General features: G+C 71.1%; 17 protein-coding genes. 8 read left to right on the top strand and 9 right to left on the bottom strand.

Features of this window, described 5'->3' with window-relative positions:
• Positions 1 to 73: 73 nt before the first annotated feature.
• Positions 74 to 490 (bottom strand): hypothetical protein, encoded by a 417-nt coding sequence (locus tag ACZ3YL_RS18685; protein WP_188308428.1) that lies wholly within the window; start codon positions 488 to 490, stop codon positions 74 to 76.
• Positions 491 to 540: 50 nt separating this feature from the next.
• Between ACZ3YL_RS18685 and ACZ3YL_RS18680 the strand changes: the two genes are divergently transcribed.
• Positions 541 to 1,512 (top strand): diacylglycerol/lipid kinase family protein, encoded by a 972-nt coding sequence (locus tag ACZ3YL_RS18680; protein WP_188308429.1) that lies wholly within the window; start codon positions 541 to 543, stop codon positions 1,510 to 1,512.
• 369 nt (positions 1,513 to 1,881) lie between these two features.
• A complete protein-coding gene (locus ACZ3YL_RS18675) occupies positions 1,882 to 2,133 on the top strand; it encodes a WhiB family transcriptional regulator (RefSeq protein ID WP_014138019.1) in 252 nt (83 codons plus the stop codon).
• A 483-nt stretch (positions 2,134 to 2,616) separates the two neighbouring features.
• Here the strand turns inward: ACZ3YL_RS18675 and ACZ3YL_RS18670 are convergent, their stop codons facing one another.
• The 7 genes from ACZ3YL_RS18670 to ACZ3YL_RS18640 form a co-directional block, all read right to left on the bottom strand.
• The gene (locus tag ACZ3YL_RS18670; RefSeq protein ID WP_317621381.1) at positions 2,617 to 4,137 is read right to left on the bottom strand and encodes a sensor histidine kinase; all 1,521 of its coding nucleotides are present in this window, start codon (positions 4,135 to 4,137) and stop codon (positions 2,617 to 2,619) included.
• 802 nt (positions 4,138 to 4,939) lie between these two features.
• Complete coding sequence (locus ACZ3YL_RS18665; RefSeq protein WP_188308430.1) at positions 4,940 to 5,998, bottom strand: SIS domain-containing protein; 1,059 nt, start codon at positions 5,996 to 5,998, stop codon at positions 4,940 to 4,942.
• A gap of 205 nt (positions 5,999 to 6,203) precedes the next feature.
• Positions 6,204 to 7,517 (bottom strand): extracellular solute-binding protein, encoded by a 1,314-nt coding sequence (locus ACZ3YL_RS18660; protein WP_188308431.1) that lies wholly within the window; start codon positions 7,515 to 7,517, stop codon positions 6,204 to 6,206.
• Positions 7,518 to 7,938: 421 nt separating this feature from the next.
• Positions 7,939 to 9,492 (bottom strand): glycoside hydrolase family 3 protein, encoded by a 1,554-nt coding sequence (locus tag ACZ3YL_RS18655; RefSeq protein ID WP_465658520.1) that lies wholly within the window; start codon positions 9,490 to 9,492, stop codon positions 7,939 to 7,941.
• A 6-nt stretch (positions 9,493 to 9,498) separates the two neighbouring features.
• Entirely contained in the window at positions 9,499 to 10,326 is an 828-nt protein-coding gene (locus tag ACZ3YL_RS18650; RefSeq protein ID WP_188308433.1) for a carbohydrate ABC transporter permease, read from the bottom strand.
• Complete coding sequence (locus ACZ3YL_RS18645; protein ID WP_465658518.1) at positions 10,323 to 11,351, bottom strand: carbohydrate ABC transporter permease; 1,029 nt, start codon at positions 11,349 to 11,351, stop codon at positions 10,323 to 10,325. The genes ACZ3YL_RS18650 and ACZ3YL_RS18645 overlap by 4 nt, the downstream gene beginning before the upstream one ends.
• 90 nt (positions 11,352 to 11,441) lie before the next feature.
• On the bottom strand, positions 11,442 to 12,728 hold the full coding sequence (locus tag ACZ3YL_RS18640) for an extracellular solute-binding protein (protein ID WP_188308435.1): 1,287 nt from the start codon (positions 12,726 to 12,728) through the stop codon (positions 11,442 to 11,444).
• Between the two features lie 339 nt (positions 12,729 to 13,067).
• Between ACZ3YL_RS18640 and ACZ3YL_RS18635 the strand changes: the two genes are divergently transcribed.
• From ACZ3YL_RS18635 to ACZ3YL_RS18620, 4 genes are all read left to right on the top strand, one after another.
• Positions 13,068 to 13,859, top strand: coding sequence for a GntR family transcriptional regulator (locus ACZ3YL_RS18635; RefSeq protein WP_223243191.1), 792 nt, complete (start codon positions 13,068 to 13,070; stop codon positions 13,857 to 13,859).
• A gap of 364 nt (positions 13,860 to 14,223) precedes the next feature.
• Positions 14,224 to 14,487, top strand: a complete 264-nt coding sequence (locus tag ACZ3YL_RS18630; RefSeq protein WP_188308436.1) for a DUF3311 domain-containing protein — start codon at positions 14,224 to 14,226, stop codon at positions 14,485 to 14,487.
• Positions 14,484 to 16,094, top strand: a complete 1,611-nt coding sequence (mctP, locus tag ACZ3YL_RS18625) for a monocarboxylate uptake permease MctP (RefSeq protein ID WP_188308437.1) — start codon at positions 14,484 to 14,486, stop codon at positions 16,092 to 16,094. The genes ACZ3YL_RS18630 and mctP overlap by 4 nt, the downstream gene beginning before the upstream one ends.
• A gap of 155 nt (positions 16,095 to 16,249) precedes the next feature.
• Positions 16,250 to 17,107: a histidine phosphatase family protein gene (locus ACZ3YL_RS18620; RefSeq protein ID WP_223243192.1), complete on the top strand. Its 858-nt coding sequence runs from the start codon at positions 16,250 to 16,252 to the stop codon at positions 17,105 to 17,107.
• Between the two features lie 98 nt (positions 17,108 to 17,205).
• Here the strand turns inward: ACZ3YL_RS18620 and ACZ3YL_RS18615 are convergent, their stop codons facing one another.
• Positions 17,206 to 18,162 carry a helix-turn-helix domain-containing protein gene (locus ACZ3YL_RS18615; protein ID WP_465658514.1) on the bottom strand — a complete coding sequence of 319 codons (957 nt, stop codon included), beginning with the start codon at positions 18,160 to 18,162 and terminating at the stop codon, positions 17,206 to 17,208.
• A 400-nt stretch (positions 18,163 to 18,562) separates the two neighbouring features.
• On the opposite strand from ACZ3YL_RS18615, the gene ACZ3YL_RS18610 reads away from it, so the two are divergent.
• Positions 18,563 to 19,057, top strand: a complete 495-nt coding sequence (locus ACZ3YL_RS18610) for a GNAT family N-acetyltransferase (protein WP_188308439.1) — start codon at positions 18,563 to 18,565, stop codon at positions 19,055 to 19,057.
• Positions 19,058 to 19,249: 192 nt separating this feature from the next.
• Complete coding sequence (locus ACZ3YL_RS18605) at positions 19,250 to 21,364, top strand: acyltransferase family protein (RefSeq protein ID WP_465658512.1); 2,115 nt, start codon at positions 19,250 to 19,252, stop codon at positions 21,362 to 21,364.
• Positions 21,365 to 21,387 lie beyond the last annotated feature (23 nt).

The raw sequence follows: 21,387 nt of genomic DNA, 5'->3' as shown, positions 1-21,387 counted from the left end.
GACAAGACGGACGGCCGCCGCAGCTCCGAGCTGCGGCGGCCGTCCGTTCTGTTCGGGGCGTGTCGGGGGGCGCTCAGTCCTCCTGCGGGGCGTACAGGGCCGCCGTCGAGCTCGGGTTCAGCAGCGCGCCGATGCCCACCAGGCCGAGCAGGCCGACCAGCACGCCGACCGCGATCATCGCGCCGCCGCTCTGGACCATGTAGTAAGCGACCGGCAGGCAGATCGAGTTGGTCAGCACGGCCGGGCTGCGGCCCCAGCGGCGCCCCTTGAGCAGCGCGCGGGCGGCCAGTATCGGCAGCACCCCGAGCAGCACGATCACCAGGCCGCCGAACTCGTTCAGGGCCAGCTGCTTGGCCTGGCCGGACAGCGCGGACACCATGTCCGAGACGCCGACGACGGCCAGCGCGGCGCCCTCCAGAGCGGTGATGGCGGCGCCCAGGGTGAGCGGGACCGGGCGGGCGGGTGCGGGGGCGGTGGTTTCTGCGGTCACTCCAGCAGGGTAGCCGCCGGTCGGTCCGTACCGCCCCGTAGGCTTTCCCCATGCGCGCTCTCCTGGTCGTGAACCACAAGGCCACCACCACCAGTGGCCGGACCAGGGACGTACTGATCCACGCCCTGCGCAGCGACCTCAAGCTGGACGTCGCCGAGACGCAGTACCGGGGCCACGCGCGCGATCTGGCCCGGGAGGCGGCGCAGGACGGCACGGTCGACCTGGTGGTTGCGCTCGGCGGGGACGGCACCGTCAACGAGGTGGTGAACGGGCTGCTGACGAACGGCCCGAGCGAGAAGGTCCCGCGACTGGCCGTGGTGCCGGGCGGTTCGACCAATGTCTTCGCCCGCGCGCTGGGCCTGCCGAACGACCCGGTGGAGGCCACCGGCGCCCTGCTGAACGCGCTGGAGCGGGGGCGCGAGCGGCCGATCGGACTGGGCAAGGCGATGACCGAGGGGCTTCCGGACCGCTGGTTCACCTTCACCGCCGGCCTCGGCTTCGACGCGGGGGTGGTCGGCCGGGTCGAGGAGCAGCGGCGGGCCGGGCGCAAGTCCACCCACGCCCTGTACGTGGGGCAGGCCCTCCGGCACTACCTCACCCAGCGTGAGCAACGCCGATCGGGCCCGGTGGCCCTGGAGATTCCGGGCCACGAGGCCGTTCCGGGCCTGGTGTTGACGATAGTCAGCAACACCTCGCCGTGGACGTTCCTCGGCAACCGTCCGGTCTTCCCCTCACCGCTCGCCTCCTTCGACACGGATCTCGACGTCTTCGGGATCACCCGTATGACGGCGTTCGGTACCGCTCGAACGGTCCGTCAGATCCTGCGGTCGTACGGGCCTTCGAGCGACGGCGCCCCGCCGGTCGGCCCGTCCGGAAAGCACGTCGTCTCCTATCACGACGTCAAACACTTCACCTTGGTTTCCCAGGAACCCGCCCCGTTCCAGGTGGACGGGGACCATCTTGGAGACCGGAGGCGCGTCAGTTTCACAGGCGTACGGCGGGCACTGCGTGTGATTGTGTGACCGGAAGTGGGCTTCGCCCTTCTTCTCGAACGCACAAGCCCCCTTCACTCCATAGAAGTACTGGCTGTGAGCTAGGCGACACCGAAGAATCAAAAATTCCTCCCCGAAGGGGGTTGTATCCGAGCCCGAGGTTTGCGAACCTCTACATGGCGATCGGGACACATCGCAGCGACGGCAACTCCGGAACCACAGGAGCGCCGACCGCGGAGTGTCCCTCGAATCGCCGAATCCCCTCCCAGCACAGACCACCCGGGCCCGATGGGCCTTTGGTCTCTTTTGCTGTTGTGGGATTCGTGAAAGCGTTCACATTCACAAGCCATTCGATTATGCCGATCGGGCCACCCCCGCGGCAGGAGGAGTTGGACGACCATGGACTGGCGCCACCGCGCTGTCTGCCGCGAAGAGGACCCGGAGCTGTTCTTCCCGATCGGGAACACCGGTCCTGCTCTGCTGCAGATCGAGGAAGCCAAGGCCGTGTGCCGCCGCTGCCCGGTGATGGAGCAGTGTCTCCAGTGGGCTCTCGAGACCGGCCAGGACGCCGGCGTCTGGGGCGGCATGAGCGAGGACGAGCGTCGCGCGATGAAGCGCCGTGCCGCCCGCAACCGCGCCCGCACCGCCTGATCGGCAGCATCCGTCACACGCCGTAGTACCAGCAGTAACCGCAGGACCGATCCACACCGATCAACACATGATCAAAGGCTTCCCTGCACTTCCTGGTGAAGCCTTCCGCACCAAGGATCTTGCCCAGCGAGGTCCCGCGACACCGGACCGTCCAGCCACTTGATACTGTTCACTTAGAGCAATATTGTGGAGCTATGGCGCTCACCGTGTGCAACGCACATGCGAGGTGTCGCACCACCCAGAGCCCCCGTTCCGGCCGACTCCCCCCGACGGCCGGAACGGGTTGAGAGGCCCTGTCGACCCACCCCCCCCGGTCGACAGGGCCTCGTTTCTGTTTCCGCGCCCGTTCCCGCGCCTCCGTGCCCGCGCCCCTGCATCCGCGCGCCTGTCCGCGCGCCCGAGCGACGGTGAGGCTCGCGGAGCGTGCACCCGGCGCTTCCGTCGAGCGCACGCCCCTGCCGCACACCCGAGTGCGCCAAGAAATCAGCGGACCGGGATCTCCAGGATCACCTTGGTCCCGCCGTCCGGACCGGCCACCATGTCGAAGGTGCCACCCAGCTCCCCGGTGGCCAGCGTCCGGACGATCTGCAGCCCGAGGTTGCCGGCCGTCTTCGGGTCGAAGCCCTCCGGCATGCCGCGGCCGTCGTCCTGCACGGTGATCAGCAGGTACTCCTCCGGCCGGGCACCGCCGTTCCAGCTGTCCGACCAGCCCTTGCCGGTCGCCGGGGCCCGGCCGCGCAGCGCGCTCACCTCCAGGTTCCCGGAGGCCGTCGGACCGAAAGCGTGTTCCAGGGCGTTCTGCAGCAGCTCGGTCAGCACCATCGACAGCGGGGTGGCCACCTCGGCGGAGAGGATGCCGAAGCTGCCGCTGCGGCGGGTCGCCACCCGGCCGTCCTGGGACAGCTCCATGACCATCGCCAGCACCCGGTCGGCGATCTCGTCGAAGGCCACCTGCTCGTCCAGCGCCTGGGAGAGCGTCTCGTGCACGATCGCGATCGAGCCGACCCGGCGCACCGCCTCGTCCAGCGCTGCCCGGCCGGACTCGGACTCCATCCGGCGGGACTGCAGCCGCAGCAGGGCGGCGACGGTCTGCAGGTTGTTCTTCACCCGGTGGTGGATCTCCCGGATGGTGGCGTCCTTGGTCATCAGTTCGCGGTCGCGGCGGCGCAGCTCGGTGACGTCCCGGCAGAGCACCAGCGAACCGGTCAGGACGCCCTTGGGCTTGAGCGGGATCGCCCGCAGGGTCACCACTCCCCCCTGCACCTCCACCTCGGTCTGCCGGGGTGCCCAGCCGCTGGCCAGCTTCACCAGCGCCTCGTGAACGGCCGAACGGGACGGCGGGACGAGCTCCGCGGTGGCCCGGCCGAGGTGGCTGCCGACCAGGTCGGTGGTGAGGCCGAGCCGATGGTAGGCGGAGAGCGCGTTGGGGCTGGCGTAGGTGACGATGCCGTCCGCGTCCACCCGGATCAGGCCGTCGCCGACCCGGGGCGCGGCGTCCATGTCGGCCTGCTCGACACCGGGGTACGGGAAGCTGCCGGCCGCGATCATCTGGGCCAGGTCGGAGGCGCTCTGCAGGTAGGTGAGCTCCAGCCGGCTGGGGGTGCGCACGGTCAGCAGGTTGGTGTTGCGGGCGATCACCCCGAGCACCTTGCCCTCGCGCCGGACCGGGATCGACTCGACCCGGACCGGGACCTCCTCGCGCCACTCCGGGTCGCCCTCGCGCACGATCCGCCCCTCGTCGAAGGCGGCGTCCAGCAGCGGGCGGCGCCCGCGCGGGACGAGGTGGCCGACCATGTCGTCCTGGTAGGAGGTGGGCCCGGTGTTGGGCCGCATCTGCGCCACCGAGACGTAGCGGATGCCGTCCCAGGTGGGGATCCACAGCACCAGGTCGGCGAAGGAGAGGTCGGAGAGCAGCTGCCACTCCGAGACCAGCATGTGGAGCCATTCCACGTCCGCCCCGGTCAGGGTGGTGTGGCGGCGGACGAGTTCGTTCAACGAGGGCACATGGCGAGGGTAGCGCCGCCGGCCGGCGGCGGGCTCGGCGGACCGTGTGGTGGCGGTGGATGACTGTCCGGAGTTGTTTAGACCAATTTGCCGGGCGACCTGGACAACCCAGATTGGTCTAGTCCACAATGGAAGCGCACCAAGGAGATGCCACCGCGCAACTGCCCTGACCGCGCGCGGCTTCTCCTCGGTCGGACGCCGACGAACGAGGACCCCGCACAGTTCTCGATCGACACCGGTGCCCGACGACAGCTCCGGGCTGCGGTGCCGCATGGGTTGAGGGTCCCGTGTCGGCGCCGTGGCCCGTAGTGCGTTTTCGCCTCCGGCGGGGACAGCGGGAGGAGGGCGGCCACCCGAGTCCCACCCCGAGCCGCGGGGCCGCAGGGGCCGTGACGTCCACCGGCACCTCCCCTCCCCCGAAGCCACGTTCCGCCGCTCAGCGGCCCGGCCCCCTGTCCACAGCCTGTGGACAGGGGGCCGGACCCGTCCATACCGCCCCGAGCCGAAGGGGCGCGCCGGTGCCGAAAGGGAGAAGCGACCAGCGAGGCACGAGCGCCGGAGCGCCGACCGTCGGCACCGGGTCCGAGCGGCCCGGAGGCGAGCGGGCGAGTACCAGCCCCGAGCCGAAGGGGCGCGCCGGTGCCGAAAGGGAGAAGGGCCAAGCTGCCGACGAAGGAGGTGGCGCAGCGCCCGCCGACCGTCGGCACCGGACCCGAGCGGCCCAGAGGCGAGCGGGCGAGTACCAGCCCCAGAGGCGAGCGGGCGAGTACCAGCCCCGGAGGCGAGCGGGCGAGTACCAGCCTCAGTGGGTCTCGGTGACCTTGGCGAGGGCGCGCGGGGCGTCCGGGTCCTGACCGCGGGCGATGGTGACCTCGTAGGCCAGCTGCTGCAGCGGCAGGATCTCCAGGATCGGCTGGACCTCCTCGGGCACGCCGGCCGGCAGCGCGAAGCCCGCCGAGGCGGCGTCCACCTGGGCCTGCTGGCCGATCACCACGAGGTCCGCGCCGCGGCCGCGCAGCCGGTCCAGCACCGGCTGGAGGGCCTCGCCGCCCTTGCCGTCCGGGACGATCGCGATCACCGGCGAGACGTTGTCCACCATGGCCAGCGGGCCGTGCAGCAGGTCGGCGCCGGAGAACGGGGTGGCCGGGATGTAGGTGGTCTCCATCAGCTTGAGCGCCGCCTCGCGGGCGGTCGGGTAGCCGTAGCCGCGCGAGGTGATGACCAGCCGCTGGGCGAAGCGGTAGCGCTCGGCCAGCGCCCGCACCTCGGCCTGGCGGGACAGCACCCCGGCGGCCAGGGCCGGCAGCTCCTTGGCGGCCGAGCCGTCCCCGCCCCGCAGGCCCTCGACCAGCAGGTAGAGGGCCAGCAGTTCGGCGGTGTAGGTCTTGGTGGCCGGCAGCGCCTTCTCCGGGCCGGCCAGCACGTCGATGTGGAACTCGGAGACCTCGGCGAGCGGGGAGTCGGGGTTGTTGGTGACGGCGAGGGTGATCGCCCCGGCCTCGCGGGCGGCCTTGGTGGAGGCGACCAGGTCCGGCGAGCCGCCGGACTGGCTGACGGTGATCACCAGGACGTCGGTGAGGTCCGGCTTGGCGCCGTAGGCGGTGGTGGTGGACATCGAGGTCAGGCCGGCCGGCTTGCCGAGCAGGATCTCGATCAGGTACTTGGCGTAGAGCGCCGCGTTGTCGGACGTTCCGCGCGCGGTCAGCAGGACGAAGCGCGGGCTGCGGGCGGCGATCCCGGCCGCGACCTCGCGGATCTTCGGCGCCCCCTCGTCGAGGATGCGCTGGAGGACGGCCGGCTGCTCGGCCATCTCCGCCGCCATGATCCGGCCGGGGACGGAAACAGTCTGCGGGTCGGACATCTGGGTTGCCTCCGATGAGATGGGTCGACCCCGCCCGGGCGGGTTGCCCGACGGGGACCTCTACGGCGGCGAGTCCGCACACTCGCTGCGGTTCCTGCTGCGCAATCCTACGAGCGCGCACCCGGCGCGGCACCCCCGCGACCGCCCCGCCCGGAGGTGGGTGGGGCGGCCCGGCGAGGGGCGGCGCGGCGGGGCGGAGCGGGCGTCAGGACGGGTTGTTGATCAGCTGGTCGATCGCGGCGTCGGCGTCCTTGGTGGCCTGGTCGACGGACTTGCCCTTGAGGATCGCGGTCAGCATGTCGGGGATGATCTTCTGCTTCTCCACCGCGCCCCAGCCGGGGGCCAGCGGGGTGAACCAGGCGTCCGGGACGGCGTTGGCCGCGGCGGCGGTGGTGGGCTTGTTCTTCAGCGGGTTCAGCTGGGTGAGGTTGTTCGGCAGGATGTCCTTGTCGGCCAGCGCCTGTTCGGACTTGGTGCTGGTGAACATCCGGATCCAGTCGGTGGCCGGCGCGACCTGCGGGGACTTGGCGGTGACGGCGAGGTCGGAGCCGCCGATGAAGGTCGGCAGCGGCTTGCCGTCCGGCCCGGGCATGGTGGCGACCTTGACGGCGTCCTTGAGGGTCGGGTCGCCGGTGACCGGCGCGGTGACGCTGGCCGCCTCGTAGCCGTTGCCGTAGAAGGACGCGGCGTGCCCGCGCGCCATCGACTCGAACTGGTTCTGCTCGTTCTGCGTCAGGTCGCCCTTGTTGTACTTGCGGACGAGGTCGGCGAAGTGGCTGATGCCCTGCTGGGACTTGGCGTCGTGCAGGGTGCCGTGCCAGTTGCCGGAGCTGTCGAACTTGGCGATGCTGCCGCCGTACGCGGCCACGTAGCTCATCGCGGCGTACCAGTACGGGCCGGGCAGGTAGAGCGGCGAGAAGGTCTTGTCCGCCTTGTTCTTGTCGGCGATCCGGTCCAGCGCGGTCAGCAGTTCGGTCTCGCTCTTGGGGAACTCGGCGCTGCCGGTGGCCTGTTGGAAGGAGGCGGAGTTGAAGACGGCGACCCGGGCGCCGGCGTAGTACGGCACGCACCACAGCTTGTCCTGGTACGTACAGGTGTTGGCGAGCGCCTTGATCCAGCTGTCGGAGTTGTCGAAGGTGGTGCGGTCCACCGGGGCGAGCGCGCCGGAGAGCACGTACTTCATGGTCTCGGTGTTGCCGAGTTCGACCACGTCGGGGGCGCTGCCGTCGGCGAGGGCCCGGTCGAGCTTGCCGACCTTGTCGGCCCAGCCCTGGTAGACCAGCTTGAGGCTGATGCCCGGGTACTTCGCCGCGAACTCGTCGTTGACCCGCTGGACGAGGTCCGGCCAGTTCTTCTGGGCGTCGTCCATCAGCCAGACGGTGACGGTGCCGGTGGCGGCCTTCGGGTCCGAGGAGGCGTTCTTGCCGTCACCCGAGGGTGATCCGGACGAGGAACAGGCCGTCAGTCCGACCGCCAGTGCGATGGTCCCGAGCGTCGACACGAGCTGACGCTTCTTCACGCCATCCTCCGAGGGTTGTCCAAGAACGGTGGTGCCCGCCGACAGCGTGATTGGCGCCCGCGGCGGGAGAGTCCGGGCGGGGGCGGCGAAGAGCTTCGAAGGGGGCGCGATACCACATCCGGTGAGGTTCAATTTCGAACCGGATGCATGGACTCTGGCCTAGACCAAGGGTGGTGTCAACGGCCAACAGGCCCTGCTGCCAAGGCTGTTGCAGAGCCGTTGTACCGCGTGGCGATCAGTCGCCGGGCCGTCACCCTCAGTGGAACTTAAGGTGGATTTAAGGCTCTCTTGAGGGAGCACGGTCATCTGACGCAAGCCCAGGTCGACGCCCGGGAAGCGGAACGGGCCCGCCATGCGACATGCGCATGACGGGCCCGTCGGCCGACGCCTCCCGGACCCGGCCGGTGACGTCCTTCCGGTCTCAGCCGACCGCTCCCGGCTGCCCGGTGAGCACCTCCACGGCCGCCAGCCCGCAGACCCGGGCGGCGCCGTGGGTGGCGATGTACAGCGCGCCGACCGGCTCGGACTGGGGCAGGCCCATCTCCACCACCGCGGCGTCCGGCCGGGCCGCCACCAGGCGGGCCAGCGCGGCGGCCATCCAGGCGTGCCGGTGGGCGTCCCGGACCACCAGCACCAGCCGGCGGCCCTCGGCGCCCGCCACCAGCTCGGCCACCAGGGCGTCCAGCAGCGCCGGCGCGGCCTCGGCGGCCGACACCTCACGGGTGCGGGTGCCCGGGAAGCGGTCGGCCAGCATGCCGGCCACGCCCCACGGGGTCACGTCGCCGACCGCGATGTTCGGCTCGTCCGAGAAGGAGGCCACGTACGGGCGCTCGCTCACCGGCAGCACCTCGCGGCCCGGCGCCCGGACCACCTTCAGCGCCCGGCGGGCGGCCCGCAGGCCCACCGCGAGGTCCGGCTCGGCCTGCTCGCCCTGGGCCGCGATCCGGCCCCAACTGCCCAGCGCCCGCACCCGGTCGGCGGCGTTCGCCAGCCGCTCCTCGGTGAGCCGGCCGGAGCGCACGCCCGCCACGATGGCGTCGCGCAGCATCAGCACCGTCTCCTCGTCGGCCAGCCCGCCGCCGACGCAGATCGCGTCCGCGCCGGCCGCCAGCGCCAGCACGGTGCCCTCGCCCATGCCGAAGGTGTCCGCGATGGCGCCCATCTCGATCGCGTCACTGACGATCAGGCCCTGGTAGCCGAGGCCGCCGTCGGCCGGGGCGGCCCGCAGCAGGTCGCGCAGCACGGTCGGGCTCAGGGTGGCCGGCAGCTTCGGGTCCAGCGCCGGGACCATAATGTGGGCGGTCATCACAGCCTTGGTGCCGGCCGCGATCGCGGCCTGGAACGGCACCAGGTCGCGGGCGCGCAGCACGTCCAGGTCGACGTCGATGACCGGCATGCCGTGGTGCGAGTCCACCGCGGTGTCGCCGTGGCCGGGGAAGTGCTTGGAGCAGGCCGCCACGCCGGCCGACTGCAGGCCCTCCACCCAGGCGGCGGTGTGCCGGGCGCACAGCTCCGGGTCGGCGCCGAAGGAGCGGACGCCGATGACCGGGTTGCGCGGGTTGGAGTTGACGTCCGCGGTCGGCGCCCAGTTGTAGTTGACGCCGGCCGCGGCCAGCGCCCGGCCCAGCTCACGGGCGACGTCCCGGGTCAGCGCCGGGTCGTCGATCGCGCCGAGGGCCAGGTTGCCCGGCCAGGAGGAGCCGGAGCCGGCCTCCAGCCGGGTGACGTCGCCGCTCTCCTCGTCGATCGCGATCAGGAGGTCGGGGTTCTCCGCGCGCAGCGAGCCGGTGAGGGCGGAGAGCTGGTCGAGGTCGACCACGTTACGGTCGAACAGCGCGACCGAGCCGAGCCCGGCGGCCAGGTGGCGGCGCAGCCAGGCGGGCGGCTCGGTGCCGACGAAGCCGGGCTGCAGGACGGTCAGGGCGTCCCGGTGGAGCTGGTCGCTGTCCGGGACGGTGGGAACGAGGATGCTCACGGTGACTCAGCCCTTCACGGCGCCGTCGGTCAGACCGCCGACCGCCTTGCGCTGCAGGAAGACGAACAGGATCAGCACGGGGACGGCGAACATCGTGGAGGCCGCCATGGTCGCGCCCCAGTCGTTGCCGAAGGCCGTCTTGAAGGAGGACAGCCACAGCGGGAGGGTCTTGCCCTGCTCCTTGTTCAGCCACAGGACGAGCGGGAACTCGTTCCAGGCCGTGATGAAGCCGAACAGCGAGGTCGACATCAGGCCCGGGGCCAGCAGCGGGAAGATCACCTTCACGAAGGCCTGGGTGCGGGTGCAGCCGTCCACCATGGCCGACTCCTCCAGCTCCTTCGGCACCGCGGCGATGAAGCCGCGCAGCGTCCAGATGGTGAAGGGCAGGATCATCATCATGTAGAAGAGCGTCAGCGGCAGCAGGCTGTTCAGCATGTCGTTGTCGCGGGAGATGATGTAGGCGCCGATGGTCATGACCTCCCAGGGCGCCATCTGGGCCAGCATGACGACCAGCACGAAGGTCTTGCGGCCGCGGAACTTCATCCGGGCGATGGCGAACGACGCCAGGGTCGCGATCACCAGGGAGATCAGCACCGCCCCGACCGTGACGGTGACGCTGTTGGTGACGTACGTCCAGAAGTCCGGGGCGTTCACCGCGGTGGTGAAGTGCTCGAACGTCCCGTCGAAGGGGATGAAGACCGGCGTCTTGCTGATGATGTCGCGGTCCTGCTTGAACGCGGTCGCGATCATCCAGTAGACGGGGAAGATGAAGAAGACGATGAGGACGACCGCGATCACGTTCGGCCAGGTACGTCCGAAGAGAGAGCGCCTCACAGCTCGTCCTCCTGCTTGATCATGATGCGGAAGTAGTAGGCCATCAGGACGCCCAGCATCAGGATGGTGAGCACCGCGATCGCGGCGCCGACGCCGTAGTGCTGGCTGCCCTGGCCCTCCAGGAAGGCGTGCACGGGCAGGGTCCGGGTGAGCTTCTCGGGGCCGCCGCCGTTGATCGCGTAGATCTGGGTGAAGGACTTGAACACCCAGATGACCTCGAGGAAGGTCGTGGCCAGGAAGAACGGCTTCAGGTTCGGGAAGATCACCGAGCTGAAGATCTTCGAGGAGCCGGCGCCGTCCATCCGGGCGGCCTCGTAGAGCTCCTTGGGGATGGTGGTCAGGCCGGCGTACATGTTGAACGCCACGAAGGGGATCGACTGCCAGACGATCAGCAGGATGACGACGAAGAAGGTCGAGTACTCGTCGCTCATCCAGTTGTAGTCGGCCATCGAGTGCCAACCCAGCTTGTCCAGGAACCAGTTGACGACGCCCCACTGGTCGTCGAACAGCCAGGTGTAGACGGTGGTCGCGGCGACGACGGGCATCGCCCAGGCCATCAGCAGCGCGACCGACAGCGCCAGCCGCATCTTCTTGCCGAGGGTGTTGAGCAGCAGGCCGATCAGGGTGCCGCCGACCATGATCAGCACCACGTTGACCAGGGTGAAGGCGACGGTGCGCCCGGTGACCGACCAGAACTCCGGGTCGGTCAGCTGCTCCTTGTAGTTGTCGAACCCCGTCCACTCGGTCAGGTGCATCACCAGCTGGCGCCGGTTGAGGTTCTGGAACGACAGCAGGACGGTCTTCAGCAGCGGCCATCCCAGCAGGACGATGGTCGCCACGGTGGCCGGCAGCAGCAGCAGGTACGGGGCGAAGCGGGCACCCAGGCCGGGGCCGCCCGCGGATCTGGTGCGCTTCGGCGCGGCGCCCTCGGCCCTGCCGCCGGCGGCACTGGTGTCAATCTCGGCCACAACAGCCTTCCCTGACTCCGGGGACTGTGTCTGCACCCGCTCCGAATGCACAGCCATCGTTCTCACTTCCTCACAACCCGGCCACGACGGACGGGCGCCGCCCACCGGCCCCCCGCCGGGGGCCGGTGAGCGACGCCGCTCAGTGCTTTAGTTCTTCTCGTTGAGCCGCTTGGCGATCTCGTCGTCGTACTTCTTGGCGGTGGCCGCGTAGTCGCCGCCCTGCAGGGCCGCGGTCAGGAAGTCCTTGATCGGGTTCGGCTTGTTCTCGACGCTGGCCCAGTTCGGGGTGTTCGGGGTGATCCCGCCGACCGCGGCGGCCGTCTGGGCGGCCTTCGCGAAGTCACCGGTGAGCTGGCTGTTCAGCGCGGCCTTGTTCGGGATGTTGCCGGCCGCGGCGACCAGGCCCTCGTTCTTGTCGTTGAGGGCGATCTTCAGGAAGTCCTTCGCCATGTCGGTGTTCTTGCTCTGCGCGGCGATCGCGAGGTTCGAGCCGCCGAGGAACACGCCGGAGGGCTTGTCGGCGGTCTTGCCCGGGAGCGGGAAGAAGCCGATCTTGTCCTTGGGCAGGTCCTTCTCGTCCGGGAGCTCCCAGCCGAGGGCGATCATGGTGCCGACGTTGCCCTTGGCGAAGACGTCCTTCTGCTGCGGGGTGGCCTCGTCCTTGTCCTTCGGACCGGTGGCCGAGTAGCTCTGCAGCTTCTTGTAGGTCTCGAAGGCCTTCTGCGCCTCGGGGGAGGACAGGCCGCCGACCCACTTGTCGCCGTCCTTCTTGGCGATCTTGCCGCCCTCGCCGGTGAGCAGGCCGAAGTAGGTGTACCACTCCTGGCCGGGCAGGTAGATCGGGTCCGCGACGCCCTGGGTGGCCTTCAGCTTGTCCAGGTCGGCGTAGAACTCGTCCAGGGTCTTCGGCGCGTCGGTGAGGTTCGCGGCCTTCCAGAGGTCCTTGTTGTACGCGACCACGCGGTTGGAGACCCACCACGGGGCGGCGTACTGCTTGCCGTCCAGGAGCGCGGCCTCGTTCTGGTTGGCGGCCCAGCCGTCGCCGCCCAGCGCGGACTTGTCCTTGGTGATGTCCAGCAGGCCGCCGGTGGAGGCGTAGCCGGCGGTCTGGGTGTTGCCGATCTCCAGGACGTCGACCGAGCCCTCGGACAGCGCGGCGGTGACCTTCGGGCCGATGTCGGTCCACTCCTGGGTCTGGAAGTCGACCTTGGAGCCCGGGTAGGTGGTCTCGAACTCGGACTTGACCGCGTCGGTCCAGCCCTTGGGGGCCGAGCCGGTCATCGTCCACACCTTGAGCGTCTTGCCCTTGTACTTGTCGGCGGCGTTGGACGACGACGACGATCCGCCGTCACTCTTCTTGCCGTCCGAGCCACAAGCCGCGAGACCGACGACCATTGCCGCGACGCCGACCGCCGCGATGAGCTGACGCTTCACGCCATCCTCCTGAGGGATGCCTGGGGATACCCCCGTCGGGTGGCAGCGGCAGACCCGCGCAAAGCGGGAGGAACAGGTGCCGCGGGCCCCTTCGAACGGGTGGGGGGATTCATCGTTACCGGCCTAGTGGTGTAGACCAGATGCCTGGAGCTTGGCCTAGACCAATGGGCCTGTCAACGGCTGTTCGACCGATCTCGACCACCCGTTATCAAGCCGACACCGCACATCGTTCATCGCGTGATGAGGTATTCGTTCCGTAGCCATACATGCAACGATGTGGTCCGTTAACGATGTGGTGGGGCGGTAAAAGGCCTCGCGAGAAGCGGGAGAACAGGTCCGATGAGCAGCGACGGGGGATCCACCGCCCAGGCCGACGACCCCGAGGTGAAGAACCTCCCGACGCAGGCCGGCGCCGACCCGACCGCGCGCGTCCCCAAGTACTACGGCCTCAAGCGCCACCTCCTCCAGCTCACCGAGACCCAGCCCGCGGGCACCCCGGTCCCGCCCGAGCGCGCGCTGGCCGCCCAGTTCGACACCTCGCGCACCACCGTCCGCCAGGCCCTGCAGGAACTGGTCGTCGAGGGCCGGTTGGAGCGCATCCAGGGCAAGGGCACCTTCGTGGCCAAGCCCAAGGTCGCCCAGGCCCTGCAGCTCACCTCCTACACGGAGGACATGCGCGCCCAGGGCCTGGAGCCCACCTCCCGACTGATCGAGATCGGCTACATCACCGCCGACGACCGGCTCGCCCCGCTGCTGGACATCAAGCCCGGCGGCCGGGTCCTGCGGATCGAGCGGCTGCGGCTGGCCAACGGCGACCCGATGGCCATCGAGGTCGCCCACCTCTCCGCCAAGCGCTTCCCCGCTCTGCGGCGCAACCTCGCCAAGCACAACTCGCTGTACGCGGCGCTGCGCGAGGTCTACGGAGTCACCGTGGCCGAGGCCGAGGAGACCATCGAGACCACCCTCGCCGACCCGCGCGAGGCCGGGCTGCTCGGCTCCGACCTCGGGCTGCCGATGCTGCAGCTCTCCCGGCACTCCTTCGACGCGGACGGCGACCCGGTGGAGTGGGTGCGCTCCATCTACCGCGGCGACCGCTACAAGTTCATCACCCGGCTGAAGCGTCCGGAGTAACCGGGAGCGCCCGGAGCGACCGGGCGCCCCCTGCTCACCACGGGCACCAGCGCGCACGACCTGCGCGCCGGTGCCCGTTCGCGTTCTCGTTCGCGTTCCTGGGCTTCCCCGGGCGTCCTGGTGGGTCCCGGTGGGTCCTCAGGCGTCCCCTTCGTGTCCGGATCGCGGGAAGTTACGTCAATTCCGGTGACATGGATCACTCCATGCCCTAGATTGCGCAGCCGTACTGACTGCCGATCACCGATGGTGCTGCCCGGCGGGCTCACGGGGGTGCGCGGTACCTCCGGAGCAGCGGCGCCGACGGGCGGAACCCTCCGGAGCGGAGCCCACGATGTCGTCTGATCAATCCCCCAGCGAAGCTGTCATGCCCGAGCCAGCCGGGAGTCCCGTCCCGGCCGTGACTCCCGAGCGGGTGCTGGCCGGACTCGCCCTGCTCGTGCCGATCGTCGCGATGCTCTGGGTCTCCTCGTACGACAAGAGCGACCCGGCGGTGGCCGGGGTCCCCTTCTTCTACTGGTACCAGCTGCTCTGGGTGCCGGCGTCGGCCGTCTTCACGGTCGCCGCCTACCTGTTGATCAATCGGGACGAGAAGGCCCGCAAGGCGGCCCGGAACGGCGGTGCGCGATGAAGGACGTCAACGTGCCGGCCCTCGCGGTCTTCGTGCTGTTCTTCCTGCTGGTCACCGTGATGGGCTTCCTCGCCTCCCGCTGGCGGCGCGCGGACAGCTCGGCCCACCTGGACGAGTGGGGCCTGGGCGGGCGCAGCTTCGGGACCTGGGTGACCTGGTTCCTGCTCGGCGGCGACCTCTACACCGCGTACACCTTCGTGGCCGTCCCGGCGGCGGTGTACGCGACCGGCGCGGCGGGCTTCTTCGCGGTGCCGTACACGATCGTCGCCTACCCGCTGGTCTTCCTGTTCCTGCCCCGGCTCTGGTCGGTCTCCCGGGTGCACGGCTACGTGACCCCGGCGGACTTCATCCGCGGCCGGTACGGCTCCCGGCCGCTGTCCCTGGTCGTCGCGCTGACCGGGATCCTGGCCACCATGCCGTACATCGCCCTGCAACTGGTCGGCATCCAGGCGGTGCTGGACGTACTCGGCGTCGGCGGCGGGGAGAACGCCAACTGGTTCGTCAAGGACCTGCCGCTGTTCCTCGCCTTCGGCGTGCTGGCCGCCTACACCTACTCCTCCGGCCTGCGCGCCCCGGCGCTGATCGCCTTCGTCAAGGACGCCCTGGTCTACATCGTGATCATCGTCGCGGTGATCTATATCCCGATCCGGCTCGGCGGCTACGGGCACATCTTCGACGCGGCCGCGGACCACTTCAAGCAGGCCAAGGCGGGCGGGCTGACCCTCCCGGAGAACAAGCAGTGGACGTACGCCACGCTCGGCCTGGGCTCGGCGATGGCGCTGTTCATGTACCCGCACTCGGTGACCGGCGTGCTGGCCTCCAAGTCCCGCAACACCGTGCGCCGCAACATGGCGATCATGCCCGCCTACTCGCTGATGCTCGGGCTGCTGGCGCTGCTCGGCTTCATGGCGATCGCGGCGGGCGTCGGCAGCGGCGTCAAGGGCTACAACTCCCAGCTGTCGGTGCCGCAGCTGTTCGCGAACATGTTCCCGGACTGGTTCACCGGTGTGGCCTTCGCCGCGATCGGGATCGGCGCCCTGGTGCCGGCCGCCATCATGTCCATCGCGGCGGCCAACCTGTTCACCCGCAACGTCTACAAGGAGTGGCTCAAGCCCGCCGCCACCCCCGCCGACGAGACCCGGGTCGCCAAGCTGGTCTCGCTGCTGGTGAAGGTCGGCGCGCTGGTCTTCGTGCTCGGCATGGACAAGCAGGCCGCGATCAACCTCCAACTGCTGGGCGGCCTGTGGATCCTGCAGACCTTCGTGGCGATCGTCGGCGGCCTGTTCACCCGCTGGTTCCACCACTGGGCGCTGTTCGCCGGCTGGGCGGCCGGCATGGGCTACGGCACCTGGAAGGCGTACGGGCTGGCCAGCCCGGCCACCAAGCACTTCGGCGGGAACGCGGCCGAGATCCCCGGCATCGGCGAGATCGGCTACATCGGCCTGACCGCCTTCGCGCTCAACCTGATCATCGCGGTGGCGCTCACCCTGGTGCTGCGGGCGGTCAAGGCGCCCGACCTCCCGGACGAGACCAAGCCCTCCGACTACAGCGCCGAGGCCGGTGACGACGAGCGGGAGAACGCGCCGGAGCCCGTAGCGGCGCACTGATTGGCACTGCGCGCGCCCTGTGATCGTGCCGCCTTCTCCGTGAACACTGGAGAAGGCGGCGCGATCATATGTATGAACAGGCGTGCACGCCGGGCACCACCAGACCGGACCGGCATCCGGCCGGAACCTGATCGACCCACGGGGAGCTCGCGGCCATGGCAGAACTCGGCACCACCCTCAACGGCCAACACCAGTCCACCCAGAGCCCGCACCAGCCCGGCCAGGGCGCGCACCAGTCCGCCCAGAGCCCGCACCAGCCCGGCCAGGGCGCGCACCACCACGTCCCCGCCCACCGCCCGGCGTCGGCCACCCGACTGCCGTCCGTGCTGATCGCCACCCGGCACGGCGAGTCCACCGCCAACGTCGAGTTCCAGCTGGCCGAGGCCGCCGGCTCGCTCAGCGTCCCGATCAGCTGCCGCGACGCCGACATCCCGCTGTCGCTGCGCGGCCAGCAGCAGGCCCGGGCGCTCGGCCGCTGGTGGGCCGCCCTGCCCGGCGCCGACCGCCCGCGCAGCGTCTGGTGCTCGCCGTACGTGCGCACCGCCGAGACCGCCCGGATCGCGCACGCCCAGGCCGCCGGGCTCGGCGCCGTGCCCGTCACCCTCGCCGTCCGGTACGACGAGCGGCTGCGCGACCGCGAACTCGGCGTCCTGGAGATGCTCCCCAAGGCCGCCATCGAGGCCAAGCACCCGGAGGAGGCGGCCCGGCGGCGCAAGATGGGCGAGCTGTACTACCGCCCGCCCGGCGGCGAGTCCTGGGCCGACGTCGCCCTGCGGGTGCGCAGCCTGCTGCGGGACGTGTGCGAGGAGGACGCCGGACGGCCCGCCCTGCTGGTCGCCCACGACTGCACGGTGCTGATGCTGCGCTACGCGCTGGACCGGCTCAGCGAACAGCAGCTCACCGCGCTCGGGCCGGTGCACAACTGTTCCACCAGCCTGTGGCGGGCCCAGGACGGGCGGCTGCGGCCGGACGGCTGGAACGGCGTCGGGCACCTGGGCGGGACGGCGGACTGACGGGACGTTCGCCGGCCGTCCCCACGGACGGGCCGGCCGGGTCGGCCGGGTCGGCTCGCGACCGCGTCGGCTTGCCACTGCATCAGCTCGCCGCTGCGTCAGCTCGCCGCCGGGTCGGCGAAGCAGCGCCGGTAGGCCAGCGGCGTGGTGCCCAGTCGACGGCCGAAGTGGTGCCGCAGCGCCGCCGCGTTGCCGAAGCCGCAGCGGGCGGCGATCGCGTCCACCGGTTCGGTGGTGGACTCCAGCAGCCGCTGGGCCAGCAGCACCCGCTGCCCCACCAGCCAGCGGTGCGGGGTGGTGCCGGTCTCCTGCTGGAAGCGCCGGGCGAAGGTGCGCGGCGACATGTGCGCCCGGGCGGCCAGCTGCTCGACGGTCGCCTCCTGGTCCGGGTGGTGGCGCATCCAGTCCAGCAGCGGGGCCAGCGAGTCGCCGCCGCCCTCCGGCAGCGGACGGTTCACGAACTGCGCCTGCCCGCCCTCCCGGTGCGGCGCCACCACCATCCGGCGGGCGATCCCCCGGGCCACCTCCGCCCCCTGCAGCTTGCGCACCAGGTGCAGACAGGCGTCGATGCCGGCCGCCGTACCGGCCGAGGTGATCACCGGGTCGTCGTCCACGTACAGCACGTCCGGCTCCACCACCGTCCCCGGGAAGCGCCCGGCCAGCTCTTCGCTGTGCCGCCAGTGGGTGGCGGACCGGCGGCCGTCCAGCAGTCCGGCCGCGCCCAGCACGAAGGCGCCGCTGCAGATGGACAGCACCCGGCCGCCGTCCGCCACCACCCCGCGCAGCGCCTCCAGCAGCGGCTCCGGGTACTGCTCGCGGATCCCGGAGGCGGTGACCACCGCCAGGTCCGCCCCGGCGAGGCGCTCCGGGCCGTACGGGACGTCCACCGTGAAGCCGGAGTGGGTCGCGTGCGGTCCGGGGCGGGCCCCGGCCAGCGCGAAGTCGTACCCGGGCAGGCCGTCGGCGGTGCGGTCCAGGCCGAAGACCTCGCAGGCCACCCCCAGTTCGAACGGATGGACCTCCTCCAGCACCACCGTGACCACGTTCTTCAACATGCCGACCAGGATGCCCCGGCGGGCCGGGCGCCGGGAAGGGCCCGGCTGGCAGGATTTCGAGGCAACGCGGCGTTCCTGCCACTCGTGGCCGCCGGCACCCCCCGGCCACAGTGGTGGCCATGGAACCCGGCACCCTCGCAAGCGCGCTCGCCCTGACCGGCGTCGTCGGCGGCTTCGGCCTGCTCGGCACCCTCATCGGCCGCGAACTCTCCCGCGGTCCCGCCGCCGGCCGCGACAACTACCACCGCCCCGGCGGCTACCCCGCCGACCCGCACCGCGCCGACCGGCTGTACGGCACCCTGCCGGCCGCCTCGCTGCGCCCGTCCGCCGACCCGGCCACCCTCCCGGTCCGCTCGACCCCCCAGATCACCACCCAGCACGGCTCCGGCACACTGGCCCGATGGACTACCTCATCCGCCACGCCCTCCCCCGCGACCTCGAAGACGCCGGCCGGATCACCGTCGACGCCTTCGTCGGCGACGGCTACACCCGGCCCACGAGCAGCTACGTCGAGCTGCTGCGCGACGCCGAGCGCCGCTCCCGGGAGGCCGAACTCCTGGTCGCGGTCGACCCGGCGGGCGAACAGGTCCTCGGCTGCGTGACCTTCGCCGTCGGCGGCACCGAGTGGGCCGACATCGCGACCCCGCGGGAGGGCGAGATCCGGATGCTCGCCACCGCCGCCGCCTCCCGCGGCCGCGGCGTCGGCGAGGCCCTGGTCCGCGCCTCCGTCGCCCGCACCCGCGAACTCGGCCTGGCCGGCATGGCGTTCTCCACCCGCCCCGAGATGACCGCCGCCCACCGCGTCTACGAGCGGGTCGGCTTCCGCCGCACCCCGGAACGCGACTGGGCGCCCTACCCGGGGATGGACCTGATGGTCTACACCATGGCGTTCTGACACCCCGGCGCCGGCTCGCCGGTCATCCCCGTCCCCGGTGACCGGCAGACGATCAACAGGCGTCTTTTGATATAAACCACAGATCAAGACATGTCTTTGACACGTCGCGACAGTCGATCGACCGGGGGGACGCACCACATGGACGACGGGCCCAGCCTCGGCGTGCCCGGAAGCGGCCCCACGCTTCAGGACATGCGCGAAGCACGGGGCACAGCGGCCCCGACCACCAGCCGCTACGCGATCCCCGCGCCGGTCCCCGCGCCGCGCGGCCCCCTGCCGCCCTCGGTCCGCTTCACAGCGGTCGACGGGCTGCGCGGCCTCGCCATCGCCTCCGTGCTGCTCTACCACACCGACTGGTTCCAGAACGGCCTGTTCGGTGTGGACGTCTTCTTCGTGCTCTCAGGCTTCCTGGTCAGCCTGGTGCTGATCCGCGAGCTGGATCGCACCGACGGCATCCGGCTCGGCGTCTTCTACCGCCGCCGCGCCAAGCGGCTGCTGCCCGGCCTGCTCGCCACCATCATCCTGGTCGTCGGACTGTCCGCCCTGGTCAGCCCGCTACGGGACGTCAAGGACCTGCGCCCGCAGGCACTCGCCGCGCTCGCCCAGGTCGCCAACTGGGCCCAGCTGTCGCGCGGCGACGCCTACTGGCAGCACTTCGCGTCGATCGACCCGCTGGCCGCCATGTGGTCGCTCAGCATCACCGAGCAGTTCTACGCGGTCTGGCCGGTGCTGCTGCTCGTGGTCTTCGGCCTGTGCCGCCGCTCGCTGCGCGCGACCGGCATCGCCACCGCCGTCCTGTTCGCGGCCGCCGCGGCGGTCGCCCCGCTGATGTGGAACGGCGGCAACAGCGACCGCCTCTACCTCGGCACCGAGACCCGCGCCGTCGGCTTCGCAGCCGGCGCCACCGCCGCCTTCGGGGTCTACCTGTGGCTGCGCGGCAAGGCCCGCGCCACCACCGACGGCTCCCGTTCGACCCGGCGCGGTGGCGTCGCGCTGCCCACCCTGGTCGGCACCGCGGCCCTCGGCGGCCTGGTCTGGGCCAGCCTGTCCGTCGGCACCTACCACGACCCCTGGCTCTACCAGGGCGGACTGGCCGTGGTCGCGGCGCTCGCCGCCGTACTGACCGCCTCGCTCTGCCACGACCGCGGCCCCCTGGTGTGGCTGCTGTCACTGCCCCCGCTGCGGCTCACCGGCACCATCTCGTACAGCCTCTACCTGCTCCACCTGCCGGTGTACTGGCTGCTGCAGCACTACGTCGACGACATCTCGCCGCAGAAGCTGCTGCTGATCGGGGGACCGGTCTCCTGGGTGCTGGCCTGGCTGCTGCACACCGCCACCGAGAAGCTGCGGGTGCTGCGCTGGCGGGCCTTCCCGGCCGTCCCGCTGCTGGCCGTCACCACCGCGGTGGCCACCGCCGGAGCCTGGTACCTGCCCGCCTGGGTCACCCACGACATGCGGTCCGGTCCGGACGGCAAGCCGATGGTCCTGGTACTCGGCGACTCCTTCGCCCAGGACCTCGCCACCGGCCTCTACCGGCACGGCGACCGCTACCGGGTGGTCGACGGCGGCATCAGCGGCTGCGGGGTGTTCGACCCGGACAAGGTGCGCACCACCTCCCAGGTGGAGTTCGACACCGAGACGGACTGCCGGGACCGGGCCGCCGCGTGGGACCGGCAGCTCGCCTCCGCCGCCCCGAAGGCCGTCCTGGTCCACCTCGGCTGGGACGCCGCCGAGCAGCACCTGGACGGCACCTGGCTCAACCCCTGCGACGACGACTACCGCACCCGGTACCGCACCCAGCTCGCCCAGGCCGTGGACCAGATCCACCGGCGGGCGCCCGGCGCCCAGGTGCTGCTGATGAACGAGCGCGTCGAGAACGGCGCCATCAGCAAGGCCTGGGGCACCTGCTACGACCAGCAGATCTCCGACTACGTGAAGTCCGCCGGCGGCACCGTCCGGCTGGTCGACCTGGACGGCTTCTACTGCCCGTACGACACCTGCGTGTGGAAGGACAAGGACGGCCACTGGGTCACCCCCGCCAACGACGGGGTGCACCTCACGCCGGCCGGCATGCGGTTCGTGACGCCGTGGCTGGAGAAGCAGATCGCGGACGCGCTGGCCGGGGTGCAGCCGGACCCCCCGGCCGCCCCGGCGCCGACGGCGTCCCCCACCGTCACTCCGGCCCCGACGCCCACGCCGACCCCCACACCGACCCCGACTCCGACGCCGACTGCCAGCAAGCCCGGAGCCCACCCGAGCACCACCAGGCCGGCCCACAGCCCGACCAGCAGGGCGACGGCCGGCTAGGGCCCGGCCCGGCAGTGACCGGC

The organism is Kitasatospora sp. NPDC023176 (assembly GCF_055560495.1).
The sequence above is the reverse complement of the archived record's forward strand: the minus strand, read 5'-3'. Positions and strand labels throughout refer to the sequence as shown.

What these genes read in the sequence shown, in the direction of transcription:
- ACZ3YL_RS18645 (WP_465658518.1), bottom strand. Translation starts at nt 11,351, where the DNA reads ATGGCTGTGCATTCGGAGCGGGTGCAGACACAGTCCCCGGAGTCAGGG.
- ACZ3YL_RS18675 (WP_014138019.1), top strand. Translation starts at nt 1,882, where the DNA reads ATGGACTGGCGCCACCGCGCTGTCTGCCGCGAAGAGGACCCGGAGCTG.
- ACZ3YL_RS18605 (WP_465658512.1), top strand. Translation starts at nt 19,250, where the DNA reads ATGCGCGAAGCACGGGGCACAGCGGCCCCGACCACCAGCCGCTACGCG.
- ACZ3YL_RS18610 (WP_188308439.1), top strand. Translation starts at nt 18,563, where the DNA reads ATGGACTACCTCATCCGCCACGCCCTCCCCCGCGACCTCGAAGACGCC.
- ACZ3YL_RS18680 (WP_188308429.1), top strand. Translation starts at nt 541, where the DNA reads ATGCGCGCTCTCCTGGTCGTGAACCACAAGGCCACCACCACCAGTGGC.
- ACZ3YL_RS18635 (WP_223243191.1), top strand. Translation starts at nt 13,068, where the DNA reads ATGAGCAGCGACGGGGGATCCACCGCCCAGGCCGACGACCCCGAGGTG.
- mctP (WP_188308437.1), top strand. Translation starts at nt 14,484, where the DNA reads ATGAAGGACGTCAACGTGCCGGCCCTCGCGGTCTTCGTGCTGTTCTTC.
- ACZ3YL_RS18630 (WP_188308436.1), top strand. Translation starts at nt 14,224, where the DNA reads ATGCCCGAGCCAGCCGGGAGTCCCGTCCCGGCCGTGACTCCCGAGCGG.
- ACZ3YL_RS18665 (WP_188308430.1), bottom strand. Translation starts at nt 5,998, where the DNA reads ATGTCCGACCCGCAGACTGTTTCCGTCCCCGGCCGGATCATGGCGGCG.
- ACZ3YL_RS18615 (WP_465658514.1), bottom strand. Translation starts at nt 18,162, where the DNA reads ATGTTGAAGAACGTGGTCACGGTGGTGCTGGAGGAGGTCCATCCGTTC.
- ACZ3YL_RS18620 (WP_223243192.1), top strand. Translation starts at nt 16,250, where the DNA reads ATGGCAGAACTCGGCACCACCCTCAACGGCCAACACCAGTCCACCCAG.